Consider the following 14,927-nt stretch of genomic DNA (forward strand, 5'->3'; position numbering starts at 1 on the left):
TGAATCCTGCGCCACACAGGACTCGCCCGATCAGGCTTGCGGATCTGGATGGACCTGCGGCTACGGTAGATTTCATGTCTTATCGAGGCAGCGGGCGCGGCCCCCACGACGAGCGATCTCGCCAGTCTGACCTGGACTGGCTATACGGGATTGACGAAAGCGACGCCACTCGTATCGATCCGGTAGACCCACCGCGCAGCGCACCCGGTAGTGGAACAGGTCGGCTACGGGGCGACCGGCACTCTCAGCGTCGTCAAGGTACAAGTCGCTTCTCCTCCCAGCAATCCGCACAGCGGCGATCCTCGCGACGCCCTACAGCCGATCTGTACCGATCCGATGGCCAATCGCCACGGCACCCATCGCGTCGCACCACACAGCGACGGCAGGCCGCGAGCCGCCCAGTGCCACGCGCTCGTCGACGTCGGCACCCCGTCAAGGTCATCATGGTGTTGTTGTTGGCATGGTTGGTGTGGCTCGTCGCTGTGCCGTCATACGCTCTCAGCTGTACCGGAACGGTTGACGCCACCCCGGACGGACCACGAGGCGCGGATCACCCAGGCACCCTCGTGCTGCTAGTCGGCACCGATGAGCGGCAGAACCTCACACCCAGGCAGCAGAAGCAGTTGGGCACCGGCACCGAAACCGGTCTACGCACCGACACCATGCTGCTGCTCTACATGCCCCCCGAAGGCAAAAATGTCCTGATCTCCCTGCCGCGAGACACGTTCTTGCGTATTCCCGGGCATGGTCATAACAAACTCAATGCTGCCTACTCGATTGGCGGGGCGAAGTTGCTTGTTCAGACAATTGAGAAGGCCACTGACCTGCGCATCAACGGTTATGTCGAGATCGGATTCGGTGGATTCGTTCAGATGGTTGACGCGGTCGGCGGAGTCCACGTAGCCCTCGACAAGCCGATGGTCGACAAGGACTCTCATACCAACCTTCCTGCCGGCCCCCAGGACCTCAACGGGGTCCAGGCCCTTGGATACGTGCGGATGCGTAAGGCCGACGCAGAGGGAGACCTAGGCCGCGTCAAGAGACAGCAAAAGGTGGCCTCCCAGGTGGCCACAAAGGCTCTTAGCTTGTGGACCTTCATCAATCCGGTGCGCTATTGGAAAGTGAATATGGCCGCGGCGGGAGCGGTAAAGCTTGGCACCGACACTTCGACCTTGACTGCCCTCAAGACGGCCCGGGGGCTCATGAAGGTCTCCGGAAACGACGGAATCAAGATGACTGTCCCGGTCTCGACCGTCTCGGCGTACACATCAGCTGGATCGTCGGTGTTGTGGAACGACAAGAAGGCCGCCCAGTTGTGGGACGACCTGCGCAGCGGCGACACCTCGAAGGTGACCGAATTGTCCTGAACTCGCGCCCCTTGTACAACCCACCGCTTGGGGAGCCCCCGGCAACGCTTTACCGCACTCTTTGAGAGCGTGATGTACACGTTTTCATCATGAGGTTCTAAGGTTGATGCCATGGTTGCCAATGACGACACCGCACAAGGGTTACACGACGCCCTCACGAACCTCATCCCTTGGGACGGTCCGGTAGCTCCCCGAGCTCACCTGCACACCGACGCCCCCGCCCTCGACCTGTCTGGAACCTGGCGGTTTCAGCTGGTTGACTCACCCCACGACGCGCCAGCCGGCTTTACCGATCCCCAGTTCGATGACAGCGATTTTGTCGACCTCGTCGTGCCATCGTCCTGGCAGATGGTCGACCCAGCCGGAAACGCACCCTTTGGCCGTCCGGCTTACCTCAACATTAATTACCCCATACCGGTTCCCGCATCAGACGAAGACATCGTCGTTCCCAATGAGAATCCCACCGGGTGCTACCGTCACACCTTCGAGGTTGGACAAGACTTCACCAGCGCCGAACGAGTATTGCTGCGATTCGAGGGCGTCGATTCCTTTGCCCGTGTCTGGCTCAACGGGATCGAACTGGGATGGACCAAGGGCTCGCGCCTCACCAGCGAGTTTGACGTCACTTCACAGTTGCGTCCCGGCCGCAATGTGCTCGCTGTGGCCGTCAGTCAGTGGTCCGACGGCACATTCTTGGAAGACCAAGACATGTGGCGAATGTCAGGAATCTTCCGCGAGGTCACTCTGCTGGCCCGACCTTATGGCGGCATTGACGACCTCTTCGTCCATGCTTCTTGGGATGGTGATGCCAAGCTCCTCATTGACGGGCCGGAAGGCGCAACCGTGACCATCCCCGAGCTCGAGCTCACCACCACCTGCAACACCGAAGTAACAATCCCCGCTGCGCAACCGTGGACCGCCGAAACCCCCAGGCTCTACGACGCCACCGTCTCCACCGACACCGAGACCGTCGCTGTAAGGATTGGATTCCGGACTGTCGCCGTGGACGGCGACGTCATCACCGTCAACGGGGAAAAAATCATCTTCCGTGGAGTCAACCGCCACGAATGGCATCCGCGAACCGGACGGACTCTCGACGAGAAGACGATGCGTACTGATCTCGAGCTCATGAAGCGCCACGGCGTCAATGCCATTCGCACCTCCCATTACCCACCGAATGCTCGTTTCCTCGATCTGTGCGACGAGTATGGCGTCTGGGTCCTCTTGGAATGTGATCTCGAGACCCACGGCTTCGAGTGGGGCGGCTGGGATGGCAGCCCGACCGGCGACCGCCGGTGGTACGACTGCCTGCTTAACCGCATCCAGCGCACCGTCGAACGCGATAAGAATCATCCCGCCATCATCGGTTGGTCGATGGGCAACGAATCCCACTGTGGCGAAGGCATTCGACTCATGAACGATTGGGTCAAGGAGCGCGACCCATCCCGCTTTACCCACTACGAGGGCGACTACGCCCACGCCATCGTCGATGTGTGGACGGTGATGTACCCGTCCATGGAGTGGGTCGAGGCCGTGCGTGACCGCACCGTCATGCCTGGGGCTGCGCCTGCGCCACAGACGGGGCGCGAGCGCGAGCTGCCCTTCTTCATGTGCGAGTTCGCCCATGCGATGGGCAATGGCCCTGGGGAGCTGTCCGCCTACGAGGAACGATGCTTCGACCCGCACTTCCACCGTGACCGCATGCATGGCGGATTCGTCTGGGAGTGGATCGATCACGGCATCGACACTGGACGCGGCTATGCCTACGGGGGCGACTTTGGTGAGGTCCTGCACGATTCAAACTTCGTCTGCGATGGGCTCGTCATGCCTGATCGCACCCCTTCCCCAGGCCTGCTGGAGTTCGCGGCGACGATGGGAGCGGTGCGCATCGAGGTCGATAGCGAGCAGCTGCGCGATGGTACCGGCATCACCGTCACCAATCGACGCGATTTCTCAGACCTATCCGACCTCGAATTCACATGGCAGCTCGTTGACGACGGCGAGTATGTCCAGGCGGGAGTTCTAGCGGTCGGCGCCTTGGCGGCCCATCACACCTGGACTGGCACCGTGCCACTTCCTGACGAAATCTCCGATCGGATGGTTGTCGTCGTGGAGGCAAAACTGACAGCGGACACTCTCTGGGCGTCGGCCGGTCACGTAGTAGCCCGGACATCAGCTCTGCTGGTTCCCGAGCCGCTGCCCCAACCCTGTCTGCCAGCGTCATCACAGCCGCGTCGTGACAGTAGCGGCTGGAGTCTCGGACCGGCACGCTTCGACCGTCGTGGTCGCCTCGTGACATGGGGTACCGCGAGCCTCGTCGCTGCTGTCCTTGATCTCTTCCGCGCCCCCATTGACAATGACCGGGCTAGCGCACTGGCCCGCAACAACATTGGTGACGCGGCGCTCGCAGCTGGTCTCGACCGGCTCGTCCACACCACGACCTCCGTGCACGAAGACAGTGGCGATCTGGTTGTCGTTACTCGCAGCGCTGCTGCCGCCGCGCGCAACTCCATGACGACGACGTGGCGTTGGCGCGCCGTCCAGACCGACGATGGTCGCGAAGGGATCCACCTGGACCTCCACACCGATCCACATGGGCACTGGCCGACCATGCTCGGGCGCATTGGCGTGACAATAGGCCTGCCCGCACAGTGGACTACCGTTTCGTGGTTTGGGCTCGGACCGACCGAGAACTATCCCGATTCTCAGCACGCCGCGATCTGGGGACGCTGGGATTGCGATGTGGCAGACCTGCAGACCCCCTACGTCATGCCCCAGGAGAACGGTCTGCGCCAGGGAATCCACGAACTGACAATCGGCGGTTCGAGCGGTGGTATGCGGATCACCGCGGATGGCAGCTGGCCGGCATTCGCGATCCGGCCGTGGACTTCACAAGCCTTAATGAATGCTGCCCACACCTGGGAGCTGGAACCCGATGGGCACACTTGGCTTACCTTGGACGCCATCTCGGCTCCGCTGGGATCGACGTCCTGCGGCCCGATGCCGATCATGTCTCACCGGCTGTATGCCCAACCGGTTGACCTGTCGCTCACTCTGTCGTTGGTCTGACGGACGGGGGGAAGATGGCTCAGGACCACTGTGGTTCTGAGCCATCTCAACGTGGCGGAAAGCTCGATCTGCGCAACGGCAATCACTCAGGGGCGGGAGTGGCTACGCACCTTCTCGCCTTTAGCCGCAGCCGCATCGTGCAAGTCGGACTGGTACTTGACCATGGCCTCGCACAGTTCCGGATTCGAGGCGGCGAGAATCCGCACCGCCAGCAGGCCGGCGTTCTTGGCATTACCGACGCCGACCGTCGCCACCGGCACACCACCTGGCATCTGGACGATGGACAGCAGGGAATCCATGCCATCGAGGTGGGCTAGTGGCACGGGAACTCCGACGACCGGCAGCGGGGTTAGTGCGGCGACCATACCAGGCAGATGAGCGGCACCACCGGCACCGGCGATGATCACCTTGATACCGCGTTCGTGAGCACCTCGACCGAACTCGATCATGTCCTCAGGCATGCGGTGGGCCGAAACGACGTCCGCCTCAAATCCCACATTGAAGTCGGTGAGTACCTGAGCTGCGGGTTCCATCGTCGGCCAGTCAGAGTCCGAGCCCATGATGATCGACACCTGAGGACCGCTAGCCTCACCGGCCAGCCGACGAGCAGGTGTCTCAACTTTCTTACCTCGCCGCGGCTTGCGGCTGTTGGCGGTGGTCTCAGGCATCGTGTTCTCCCATGAGGTAGGCGGCGGCATGGTGTGCCCGGCGACGAGTCATCTCTATGTCGTTACCAAGGCAGGTGACGTGACCGACCTTACGACCAGGTCGCACGGACTTCCCGTACAGTTCGACGCGAAGTTCTGGGTCACGAGCAAAGCAATGTTGCAACGCCCCGGTCAGATCCTCTTCGGACCCGCCAAGGACGTTGGCCATGACGACTACGGGGGCAGTCAGGGCCGGCGAGCCGAGAGGCAAGTTAAGCACCGCTCGTAGGTGGTTTTCGAACTGGCTCGTCTCAGCCCCGTCGATCGTCCAGTGGGCAGTGTTGTGAGGACGGGTCGCTAGCTCATTGACGATCACGGATCCGTCCCCACGCTCCATCAACTCGACCGCCAGCACCCCCACAACGTCGAGGCGTCCCGCAATGTCAAGGGCCATCGTCTGGAGCTCAACTTGACGGTCCGAAGATAGGTCAGGAGCCGGGCTGATGGTCTCGGCACATACCCCGTGACGCTGAATGGTTTCGGTGACCGGGTACGCGGCGCCCTGACCCGACGGGGAGCGTACAACGACGGCGGATAGCTCGCGTCGGAAATCGACGAATTCTTCGGCGAGAATGCGTATCGGCTGCTTTCCGTCGGCCAAACCCCCGGCAGCGTCGAAGGGCTCGCCAACATCGTCGGGGCCGTCGATCTTGAACACTCCTTTGCCGTCATAACCTCCGCGAGAGGTTTTCGCGATAACGGGCCAGCCATGATCATTACCGAAAGAGGCAAGGTCGTCGGGGGTGTCGCAGACCTTCCACGCAGGGTTCGGGAATCCTTCGCGCTCCATAAACTCGCGCATAACAACCTTGTCCTGCGCGTGGACCATGGCGGCCGATCCTGGGCGGACCGCATACCCAGCCTGTTCCATCTCCTCAACGAGGACCGTTGGTACGTGTTCATGGTCGAAGGTGACGACGTCACACCCGGCGGCGAAGTTCATGACGGCGTCGTGGTCGAGGTGGGAGCCAACGACGACGTCAGACATCACCTGGGCAGCAGACTCGTCAGGGTCAGACGCCAGCAGGCGGGTGCGCACCCCCAATCCGATCGCAGCCTGATGCATCATGCGGGCAAGCTGCCCGCCGCCAATGATTCCGATGGTGTAGGACGTCACGACGTTCATCGTAACGGCCATCGGATGCAAAACGCTTACCGTGTACTTACCGTGTATAAGTCTCAGATCCACCTTCGGCAGTCTGTTACGCGCGACCACCTCGCATCGCGGATCGTCCATACTGGAGACATGGTGCGAGTCGGACAGCCGCTGAGGCGTAACCGTGACGAGACGGTACTCGTGCACACTCGCCGTCACGCCAAGGCTCTCTTTTGGCCCGTCGTCATGGGGTTTGTTGGGGTCGTCGGATCAGCCGCTCTGCTTGGAATTATGCCGTCCGATATGCGAGCACAGTATTGGCCACTCGTTGTCATTATCGCAGCCGCAATCCTCGTCGTCGGCACCCTCGCTCCGTGGCTGAAATGGTTCACGACGACGATGACGATTACTGATCGACGTGTCATGTTGCGCCAGGGCGTTGTCCTCCGACGCGGTCACGACGTCATGATCGGCAGCCTCATCGATGTGTCGTGGCAGGCCGGGGTGTTTGACCGGCTGATGGGCTGCGGAAAACTCATCCTCACCACCCCGTCAGACCAGATGGTGCTCAACGACGTTCCCGGGACGCGTCGAGTCGCCGACCTCTTCGCGGGACTGACGGACAACGGATACGGCGAATACCTCAACGACGATTACCGCGAGGAGTCGTTCACAGTACGGTGACGTCGAGTTCCTCGCGCAAGACTCCCGAAGAGGTCGGCTCGTCAGAGGCGGAGAACCTTGACGCCGCGGCTCCTTCATGCTCGGCGACCGCCCCAGCGAACATTCCGTCTACAAAATGCACCGCCGCCCCATCGTCGACCGCATACCCGTCAGGGAGCACACCGTTGGCGACCGACTGGGCGTAGATAGGCGCTCGCTCGGACTCACCGTCGAAGTGGGGGCAGAACGACCCATCCAGCAAACCCATACCGCCACGCCATGCCCGCAAGTCCCCGAAGGCGTCGGTCAGGCACCCAGAGAACCAGCACGCTGCCCCAGCAGAGACGCCAGCGAGGACGACATCGCTATCTGCTGCGATCATGCGACGGATCACGTGGTCTACCCCGTGCACCTTCCACAGCGCCATGAGGTTGGCGGCTGATCCACCTCCAGAGACGACGACGTCAGCTTGGGAGAGACGCTCCACCGACTCCGCTGCTCCCTGCCACAGGGTCAACACCATGCTGCGCACTCCGAGAGCCGAGTAGGCGGCCAGGAAACGGTTGACGTAGACCGGATCGTCAGCAGCCGCGGTAGGCGCAAAACACACCAGAGGGGAAGACTTTCCAGATAGGTCAAGGATGTGACGGTCGAGGGCGGTGGGCTCACCGCGGTTCGACATCGAAAAGCCGCCACCACCAAGAGCCAAGATGTGGGTCGTCATGGTCAGCAGTTTAGATGGTGAGACCGTTCACGACGCCATGGTGGAACTCACCTGGTTCGCAAATGACTGACGTCAGCAGCATTGAAGCTGCGACGCCCCTCAGAGGTTTCCACCACGATGGCGCCATCAACGTCAACGTCGGCGCCGATGCCCTCAATAGCTTCCTCGCCGCCACCCACGATCTCTGGGTCAAAGGTCAGCCGAATCGGGGCACCAATGGTGTCGCAGCGCGCTACATACTGGTCTCGCACCGTTCCGGTCTCCAACCACACCGTCAGTAGGTCATCAAGGTGCACGAGAAGGCTGGCCAGCAATTCATTCTTGCCGTGATGTAACCCGCACACAGCCAATGAGGTCGCTGTCGGCAGTGGCAATTCGTCACGTCCCATTGACACGTTGATGCCGATTCCGATGATGGCGTGCGGACCGGCTGGACCGTCGACCCGCTCGGAGAGGATTCCGCACAGTTTGCCGCCATGGTCAGTATCTAGATCCACGAGCACATCATTGGGCCATTTCAACGTCACTCGGGAACGGTCGGCCCCACCGACCTCCTCGATGACTTTGGCGATGGCCAGCCCCGCGACCATCGATAACCAGCCCCAGTCCTGCGGTGGACGATCATTGGGCACCAGTGCTGAAATCGCCAAGCTTGTGCCGGGGACATCCTGCCAACTGCGAGAGAACCGTCCGCGCCCGCCTTCCTGGTGGTCAGCAACGAGTAGACGGAAAGACGTTCCCCCTGCCCGCACGAAGGCAGCCATGTCAGCGTTGGTGGAACCAGTGGAATCAATACAGGCAACTCCTCCCCCGCGAGGACCCGTGAAGAGGGTGTCCCCGGCAAGCTCAACAACGCGGTCGGCAATGGGCGAAGGTGTAGATGGCACCCGTCCAGATTACCCAGACGTACTGACTCGCCACGCCGGCGTTAAAGACTCGTTCCAGGGAACGAGCCGACGCTACATTTGTCGCCTCTGGCGGATAGCCTCGAAGTATGGAGATCGACATCCACACCACGGCCGGGAAAATCGCCGACCTCGGTCGGAGGATCGACGAGGCCGTCAATGCCGCATCCCCCTCGGCCATCGAAAAGCAGCATGCCGCCGGAAAGATGACCGCCCGGGAGCGCATTTTACGGCTGCTCGACGAGGATTCCTTCGCTGAGCTTGACGAGTTTGCCCGTCACCGCTCAACGAACTTCGGCATGGACCGCAAACGTCCGTATACCGACGGGGTCATCACGGGTGTCGGCGCGATCCATGGCCGTCCAGTCTGTGTTTTCAGCCAGGACGTCACTATTTTCGGCGGATCCCTCGGCGAAGTCTACGGCGAGAAGATCTGCAAGGTCATCGACTTCGCCGTCAAGACCGGCTGTCCGCTTATTGGCATCAACGAGGGCGGCGGCGCGCGCATCCAGGAGGGAGTGGCCTCCCTGGCTCGCTTCGGCGATATTTTTCGTCGCAACACCAGAGCCTCCGGCGTTATCCCCCAAATCTCCGTAATTATGGGGGCGGCGGCCGGAGGCCACGTCTACTCCCCCGCCCTTACTGACTTCATCGTTATGGTTGACCAGACATCCCAGATGTTCATCACCGGCCCGGCTGTCGTCAAGCAGGTCACCGGCGAGGACGTGTCTCTAGAAGAGCTGGGTGGGGCACGCACCCACTCCGTCACGTCGGGCAATTCCCACTACTTGGCCAGTGACGAGGACGATGCTCTCGAGTTCGTCCGCGATCTCATCAGCTACCTGCCGCAGAATAACCTTGAGGATCCGCCGTTTTATGACGACGGCGAGGCTGATCTGACGATTACCGATCACGACCGCAAGCTCGACGTTCTCATCCCGGACTCCTCGAATCAGCCTTACGATATGCACGAAGTCATCACGACCGTGCTTGACGAGGACACTTTCCTGGAGATCCACGAACTTTTCGCCCCCAACGTCATTTGCGGATTCGGGCGCATTGAAGGTCGCGTGATCGGCATCATCGCCAACCAACCGATGGTCAATGCCGGCACCCTCGACATCGACGCATCTGAGAAGGCCGCCCGGTTTGTCCGCACCTGCGACTCCTTTAACATCCCGGTACTCACCTTCGTTGACACCCCCGGCTTCCTGCCCGGCGTGGAGCAAGAGCACGACGGCATCATCCGTCGTGGCGCCAAACTCATTTATGCCTACGCTGAGGCCACCGTTCCGCTACTGACTGTCGTCACCCGCAAAGCCTACGGTGGTGCCTACATCGTCATGGGGTCCAAGACTCTCGGTGCCGACGTCAATCTGGCCTGGCCGACCGCCCAAATTGCTGTCATGGGGGCCGAGGGGGCCGTCAGTATCTTGCATCGACGTACCCTGGCCACCGATCCGGACCCGCAGGCCAAGCGCAAACAGCTCATTGACGAGTATGAGACCACCCTGTCGAACCCGTACCAAGCTGCCGAGCGAGGCTGGATCGACCAGGTCATCCATCCGCACGAGACCCGCGCCTCGGTCATCCGCACCCTTCGTCTGCTACGCACCAAGCGTGAGGCCCTACCTCCCAAGAAACACGGAAACATCCCACTGTGAGCGAGGACATTATGGACGACGCGATCACGGTGATGAAGGGGAATCTCACCGACGAGGAGCTCGGTGCGTTGGTGGCGGTGCTGACCGAGCTCACCCGCCCCGGCCCGAACGCCTACGTACCTGACGACCGGCCGATCGCCTTCGGCTGGAAGTCCTACTGGCGCACCATCCGCGAACCTTTTATGCCCGGCCAGGCGGCCTGGCGAGGATCTTTACGACGCTACTGACATGACAACCTGCTTTGTTCTCGCCTCGAAGTCCCCGGCCCGGCTACGCATGCTGCGTTCGGCCGGCATCGACCCCGTCGTCATCGCGTCAGGGGCCGATGAGAGTCGTCTGCACGGGGAAAACGCGGTCACCATGACGGCGAGGTTGTCCCGCCTCAAGGCCCACTCAGTCATTGAATCCGGAGGCCTTGACGAGCACCTCGCCGACCGGACCGTCGTGGTGGCATGTGACTCTGTTCTCAGCCTCGACGGACGGATCCTCGGCAAGCCTCTCACCGCCGAGCGCGCCCGACAGTGGTGGCGCCGGATGCGCGGTCACCAGGGCGTGCTGGTGAGCGGCCATCACGTCGCGGTTATTGCAGACGGACAGGTGCGCGAGCAGACCCGCGTCGGTCAGACCGTCGTCACTTTCGCTGACCTCACCGACGCCGAAATCGACGCCTACGTGGACAGTGGTGAACCGGCCAAGGTGGCAGGAGCCTTCACCATCGACGGCTTGGGCGGTGCCTTCATCACTCGTATCAACGGTGATCCGCATAACGTCACCGGCATCTCTTTGCCCTTGCTGCGCCAGATGCTCATGGATCTCGATGTGGAATGGTCCTCGCTGTGGAACGGCCTAAAGGGTGGCCATCTGAGCTGACGGGCAGATATCGCACAGACGGTGCGATTGGGTAATCGATTCATTCTTCTCGGCCCACACCGAGAGAACCGGTGCGAGGTATCGTGTTCGCTATTGGCTCAATGGTTGGGGCGGCGGGTGGCTGGTGCGGGCAAGCTGTCCTCCCTGTCGCCCTGTTTGTCAGCGGAGTCTGCTGGTGACACGAAACAAACCCGTAACCGACGCTTCCCGTTAGAGGAAAAAGTGCAATGGTGAATACGAGGATGAGAATGCCTTCGACCCCCACACCATCAAGACATCACGATGACCATCAACAAAAAACACGATTGAGTACCAATACCGTTTCCACAATTTCAGCCATGCCGCAAAGTCAGCCCCGCCGCCTTGTCGGAACTAGTGAATGCCCCACTCCATCCCTTGGTATCTCCGCGGTTTGAGACAAACGTCAAGGATCCTTTGGCATTTCCCGTCACTGTAAATCCCGATGCCGACAAATTATCGGCCAGAAAATCATGCACCTTACCCGACGTGTCCGGCTCAGTCAGCAGGGTGATGTTGTTGACATGATCGACCCGCAAAGTGATAGCCAGCCCCTTAGGCAGCCGGAAGTTCCGGGGACCATACTCGAACCCCAGATTCGCCAGCGTGTCCGCACCGACAGGAGCCGGGGTAGCGGATGCAGTAGAAGGACTTGGCACGGCTCCCCCGCGTGAAGGAGCACACCCTGCCACGAGGAGCAGAACCATCACCGCGACCGCTGCCCTGGCATTCATGTCGATGATGCTATCGCTGATCGCGCCTTACACCTGGTCACGCAACACCAGGTACGACACGCGACGAGTACGGTGGCGTTATGAAAGCCCCCACAACGTCGGAAACTTCATACAACAGTCATGGCACCAAAAGGGTCCTGGTGACCGGGGCCACCCGTGGCATCGGGCGAGCTATCGCCGACGAGCTGGGACGCGACCACCACATCATCGTGGGAGGGCGTCACCGAGAGACAGTCGAGAAGGTGGTATCCGAGCTGCCTAACGCCTCCCCCTTTGTCGTCGATCTGGCTGACGGGGAGGCCACCGCTGCAGCTGCCTCCAAACTGGACTGCCTTGATGCCCTCGTCAACAGCGCGGGTGTTTCCGCCGCCACTCCAGGAGACATCGCCTCCCAGCCCAGAGACGAATGGCACCGCGTGTTGGAGATTAACGTCGTCGCTGTCGCTGACCTCACTCGCCTGCTGCTACCTCCGCTACGCGCCAGCCACGGCGATGTTGTCATGATCAATTCCGGATCGGGATTCTTACGAACCCCGGCCGGCGGGGGCGTATATGCGGCATCGAAATACGCACTGCGCGCCCTCACCCACGCCCTACGCGAGGAAGAGCGCGGCGTCGTTCGGGTGACCTCCATTCACCCCGGCCGCGTCGACACTGATATGCAGGTGGAACTCCAGGCCCAGGCTGGGCGTCCCTACAATGCGTCCGAGCATCTGCGTCCGCAGTCAGTCGCTGCCACCGTGCGCGCAGCCTTGGAGGCTCGTCCGGACGCCATGATCGAAGAACTCTCAGTACGCCCAGTCTTCCGCGGCTAATCCACCCCACAGCACGACCCAGGCCATCAGATGGCGCGAGCGCAAGTTGGCCCCGGCGTAATCACACGCCGGGGCCAACTTCATGTGAATGATGACCTCAGGCCTGGTAATTGCCCTGGTAAGCGCAGTCGAACGGGGCGTTGCCGTGCATCCGGTTTTCGATCGCCGAAACTACAACCTGCTTAGCAGTGCGGGCTGCATCGAGGGCGTTGGCCCCCTTGGCAATCTCAGCGGTGATCGCGGCAGCCAAGGTACATCCAGCACCAGAGACGCACTCCTGACCCACAGCAGGCACCTCAAGGACCTCGCACTCATGCCCGTCGTAGTAGACATCAAGCGCCGTCCCGGTGCCTAACAGTGTGCCAGCCTTGGCGATAACCACCGGAACTCCCTGGTCACCGATCCTCTTGGCAGCATCTTTAAGAGCCGCTACGGAGGCGATCTCGTCCACCCCGGCCAGAGTCTGAGTCTCGAAGAGATTCGGAGTCACAACGTCAGCATGCGGTAGGACCTTCTCGCGCAGTGCGTTGTCGGTATCGAGGGCGGCACCGGGTTCTTGACCCTTACAGATGAGCACCGGATCAAGGATGACTTTGGGGAACTGATAGCGCTCAAGGGCCTCGGCCACGACGCCGATAGTCGTCGGAGTGCCGAGCATACCGATCTTCACGGCGTCGATCCGACCATGGACAGCAACGGCTGCCTCAATCTGATCATGGATAACCTGTGGATCCACCGGCACGAACCGGTGTCCCCAACCATTGGCAGGATCGAAGGAGACGATGCACGTCAAGGACGTGCACCCGAACACCCCGAGTTGATGAAAAGTCTTGAGGTCAGTCTGGGCTCCAGCGCCACCGGACGCCTCGGAGCCAGCAATAGCCAGTGCAATCTTCGTCACGTCGGCAAGTCTAAGAGGCTCGACGGTGCGAATGTGCGCATCCAGGAGAGATGATCGCGCAGCTACTCTGCCGAGCCTCACTTGATGGCCTATGCAAGACCACCCCGCGGTCATGCCGTCGATGCCCCAGGGATACGCTCGTACGGCCCCAAGCGCCTGCACGCCCTCTGCAGGGGATAGCATCGCGCCCGGTGCGATCGGCTCGTCTCACGTGAGATCGGAAGTCTTACCACTTCAGTGCACAACACAAATCGCTTAGTTGACACTGTATATAATTTCTGGTATGCTTACCTGCTTGTCTGATTGTTTTCAACGGAGGAGGGAATAAAGAAAAGTCTCTAATAAATCGTTTTATATAACTTTTCAGCACGTTCATCGACGATCAACGACCAAAACAAGAGGAGCATTCAATCTACATGAAGCAAAAATTTAAATCACCTACAACCGCAGCATTGGCCGGAGCACTGATTGCTGGTTCTGCACTTTTTGCTTCCTCCCTCCCCGCGAATGCTGACGCAGCAAATGAAATTCGCGCGAAGGCTGGAGATCAAGCCTCGGTATCACTAACCGCACACGCGGAATCCCCCTTCTACAAGAAACTCCCAAGTTACGTCAGTGACTCAATGAGGGACGGCTCCTTCTATTACACGGGATATAATCTCGAAGGTGGCGCGGCTACCGGTCTTGCTGATCTAGCGGCGCTTCATCCGACGGACACAAACGATAACTCTCTTACATTAGATGGCGATCCAGTACTGGCGTACTGCATCGAGAAGAATACGTTCCAGGGACGCTACCATCAGGACACAGGCACTCTCACCAAGTGGAACGAGCTAAAGCCACATTACAACGGCAATCTCCCGAACATGCTCCCCAAGATTGGGTGGGTTGCGAAAAACGGTTACCCGAGTGCATCTCTTGGCGAGTTTGAGAAGCAAGCTAACGCTGCCAATGGGAACGATGATGCAACAGGATCAGATTATAGGGATGCCGTGACCGCCACCCAGGCGGCAATATGGCACTTCAGTGATGATTTCACTCTGAATAGCAACGATATTACCGAATATGCAAATGGCAGGTTGGTATCAGTTTCCGACAGCACAAAGAAGCATGTATCGAGTCTTTATAACTATTTGATCAAAAAAGCCGTTCCGATCTCAGATCCGTTGGACTCAGCGTCCGACGCACAGGGAACCTCACAGTTCGCCGGTGCTGCCCTGAGCCTTGGAGCAGGGCAGAGGGGGCACCAAGACCGCATCATCGTTCCCCTCCAGCCAATCAGTCCGGCCCCGACTCCGACCCCAACACCCACTCCAACACCCACTCCAACACCCACTCCAACACCGACCCCAACACCCACTCCAACACCGACCCCAACACCCACTCCAACACCG

At 60.5% G+C, this 14,927-nt stretch carries 14 protein-coding genes; 8 read left to right on the forward strand and 6 right to left on the reverse strand.

The window, feature by feature from the left end; genetic code table 11:
• Positions 1-74: 74 nt before the first annotated feature.
• On the forward strand, positions 75-1,367 hold the full coding sequence (locus tag A5483_RS08115; protein ID WP_479405457.1) for an LCP family protein: 1,293 nt from the start codon (positions 75-77) through the stop codon (positions 1,365-1,367).
• A 111-nt stretch (positions 1,368-1,478) separates the two neighbouring features.
• On the forward strand, positions 1,479-4,436 hold the full coding sequence (locus A5483_RS08120; protein WP_063811495.1) for a glycoside hydrolase family 2 TIM barrel-domain containing protein: 2,958 nt from the start codon (positions 1,479-1,481) through the stop codon (positions 4,434-4,436).
• Between the two features lie 86 nt (positions 4,437-4,522).
• On the opposite strand, the gene purE is transcribed toward A5483_RS08120, so the two are convergent.
• Positions 4,523-5,104: a 5-(carboxyamino)imidazole ribonucleotide mutase gene (gene purE / locus A5483_RS08125; RefSeq protein ID WP_002549243.1), complete on the reverse strand. Its 582-nt coding sequence runs from the start codon at positions 5,102-5,104 to the stop codon at positions 4,523-4,525.
• Positions 5,097-6,269 carry a 5-(carboxyamino)imidazole ribonucleotide synthase gene (locus tag A5483_RS08130; protein WP_002549248.1) on the reverse strand — a complete coding sequence of 391 codons (1,173 nt, stop codon included), beginning with the start codon at positions 6,267-6,269 and terminating at the stop codon, positions 5,097-5,099. Before A5483_RS08130 ends, purE begins: the two co-directional genes overlap by 8 nt.
• 120 nt (positions 6,270-6,389) lie before the next feature.
• On the opposite strand from A5483_RS08130, the gene A5483_RS08135 reads away from it, so the two are divergent.
• Positions 6,390-6,923, forward strand: coding sequence for a PH domain-containing protein (locus tag A5483_RS08135; RefSeq protein WP_063811496.1), 534 nt, complete (start codon positions 6,390-6,392; stop codon positions 6,921-6,923).
• On the opposite strand, the gene A5483_RS08140 is transcribed toward A5483_RS08135, so the two are convergent.
• Complete coding sequence (locus tag A5483_RS08140) at positions 6,910-7,626, reverse strand: Type 1 glutamine amidotransferase-like domain-containing protein (RefSeq protein WP_063811497.1); 717 nt, start codon at positions 7,624-7,626, stop codon at positions 6,910-6,912. The genes A5483_RS08135 and A5483_RS08140 overlap by 14 nt on opposite strands.
• Before the next feature lie 47 nt (positions 7,627-7,673).
• Positions 7,674-8,420: a biotin--[acetyl-CoA-carboxylase] ligase gene (locus A5483_RS08145; protein WP_255262752.1), complete on the reverse strand. Its 747-nt coding sequence runs from the start codon at positions 8,418-8,420 to the stop codon at positions 7,674-7,676.
• A 200-nt stretch (positions 8,421-8,620) separates the two neighbouring features.
• Between A5483_RS08145 and A5483_RS08150 the strand changes: the two genes are divergently transcribed.
• From A5483_RS08150 to A5483_RS08160, 3 genes are read left to right on the forward strand one after another with little or no spacing between them, the layout of a single operon-like run.
• Positions 8,621-10,195, forward strand: coding sequence for an acyl-CoA carboxylase subunit beta (locus tag A5483_RS08150; protein ID WP_063811498.1), 1,575 nt, complete (start codon positions 8,621-8,623; stop codon positions 10,193-10,195).
• An 11-nt stretch (positions 10,196-10,206) separates the two neighbouring features.
• Positions 10,207-10,422, forward strand: coding sequence for an acyl-CoA carboxylase subunit epsilon (locus tag A5483_RS08155; RefSeq protein WP_063811511.1), 216 nt, complete (start codon positions 10,207-10,209; stop codon positions 10,420-10,422).
• A gap of 49 nt (positions 10,423-10,471) precedes the next feature.
• Positions 10,472-11,065: a Maf family protein gene (locus A5483_RS08160; protein ID WP_042842829.1), complete on the forward strand. Its 594-nt coding sequence runs from the start codon at positions 10,472-10,474 to the stop codon at positions 11,063-11,065.
• 332 nt (positions 11,066-11,397) lie between these two features.
• Here the strand turns inward: A5483_RS08160 and A5483_RS08165 are convergent, their stop codons facing one another.
• Positions 11,398-11,817 (reverse strand): hypothetical protein, encoded by a 420-nt coding sequence (locus tag A5483_RS08165; RefSeq protein ID WP_063811499.1) that lies wholly within the window; start codon positions 11,815-11,817, stop codon positions 11,398-11,400.
• A gap of 80 nt (positions 11,818-11,897) precedes the next feature.
• Between A5483_RS08165 and A5483_RS08170 the strand changes: the two genes are divergently transcribed.
• Positions 11,898-12,632, forward strand: a complete 735-nt coding sequence (locus A5483_RS08170; protein ID WP_063811500.1) for an SDR family oxidoreductase — start codon at positions 11,898-11,900, stop codon at positions 12,630-12,632.
• A 97-nt stretch (positions 12,633-12,729) separates the two neighbouring features.
• Here A5483_RS08170 and A5483_RS08175 read toward each other — a convergent pair whose 3' ends face one another.
• Positions 12,730-13,533 carry a hydroxymethylpyrimidine/phosphomethylpyrimidine kinase gene (locus tag A5483_RS08175; RefSeq protein WP_063811501.1) on the reverse strand — a complete coding sequence of 268 codons (804 nt, stop codon included), beginning with the start codon at positions 13,531-13,533 and terminating at the stop codon, positions 12,730-12,732.
• A gap of 416 nt (positions 13,534-13,949) precedes the next feature.
• Between A5483_RS08175 and A5483_RS11470 the strand changes: the two genes are divergently transcribed.
• Positions 13,950-14,927: thioester domain-containing protein (locus A5483_RS11470; RefSeq protein WP_082864027.1), on the forward strand; the 978-nt coding region annotated here is incomplete at its 3' end.

It is taken from the genome of Cutibacterium namnetense, assembly GCF_001642025.1.
Taxonomy (GTDB): domain Bacteria; phylum Actinomycetota; class Actinomycetes; order Propionibacteriales; family Propionibacteriaceae; genus Cutibacterium; species Cutibacterium namnetense.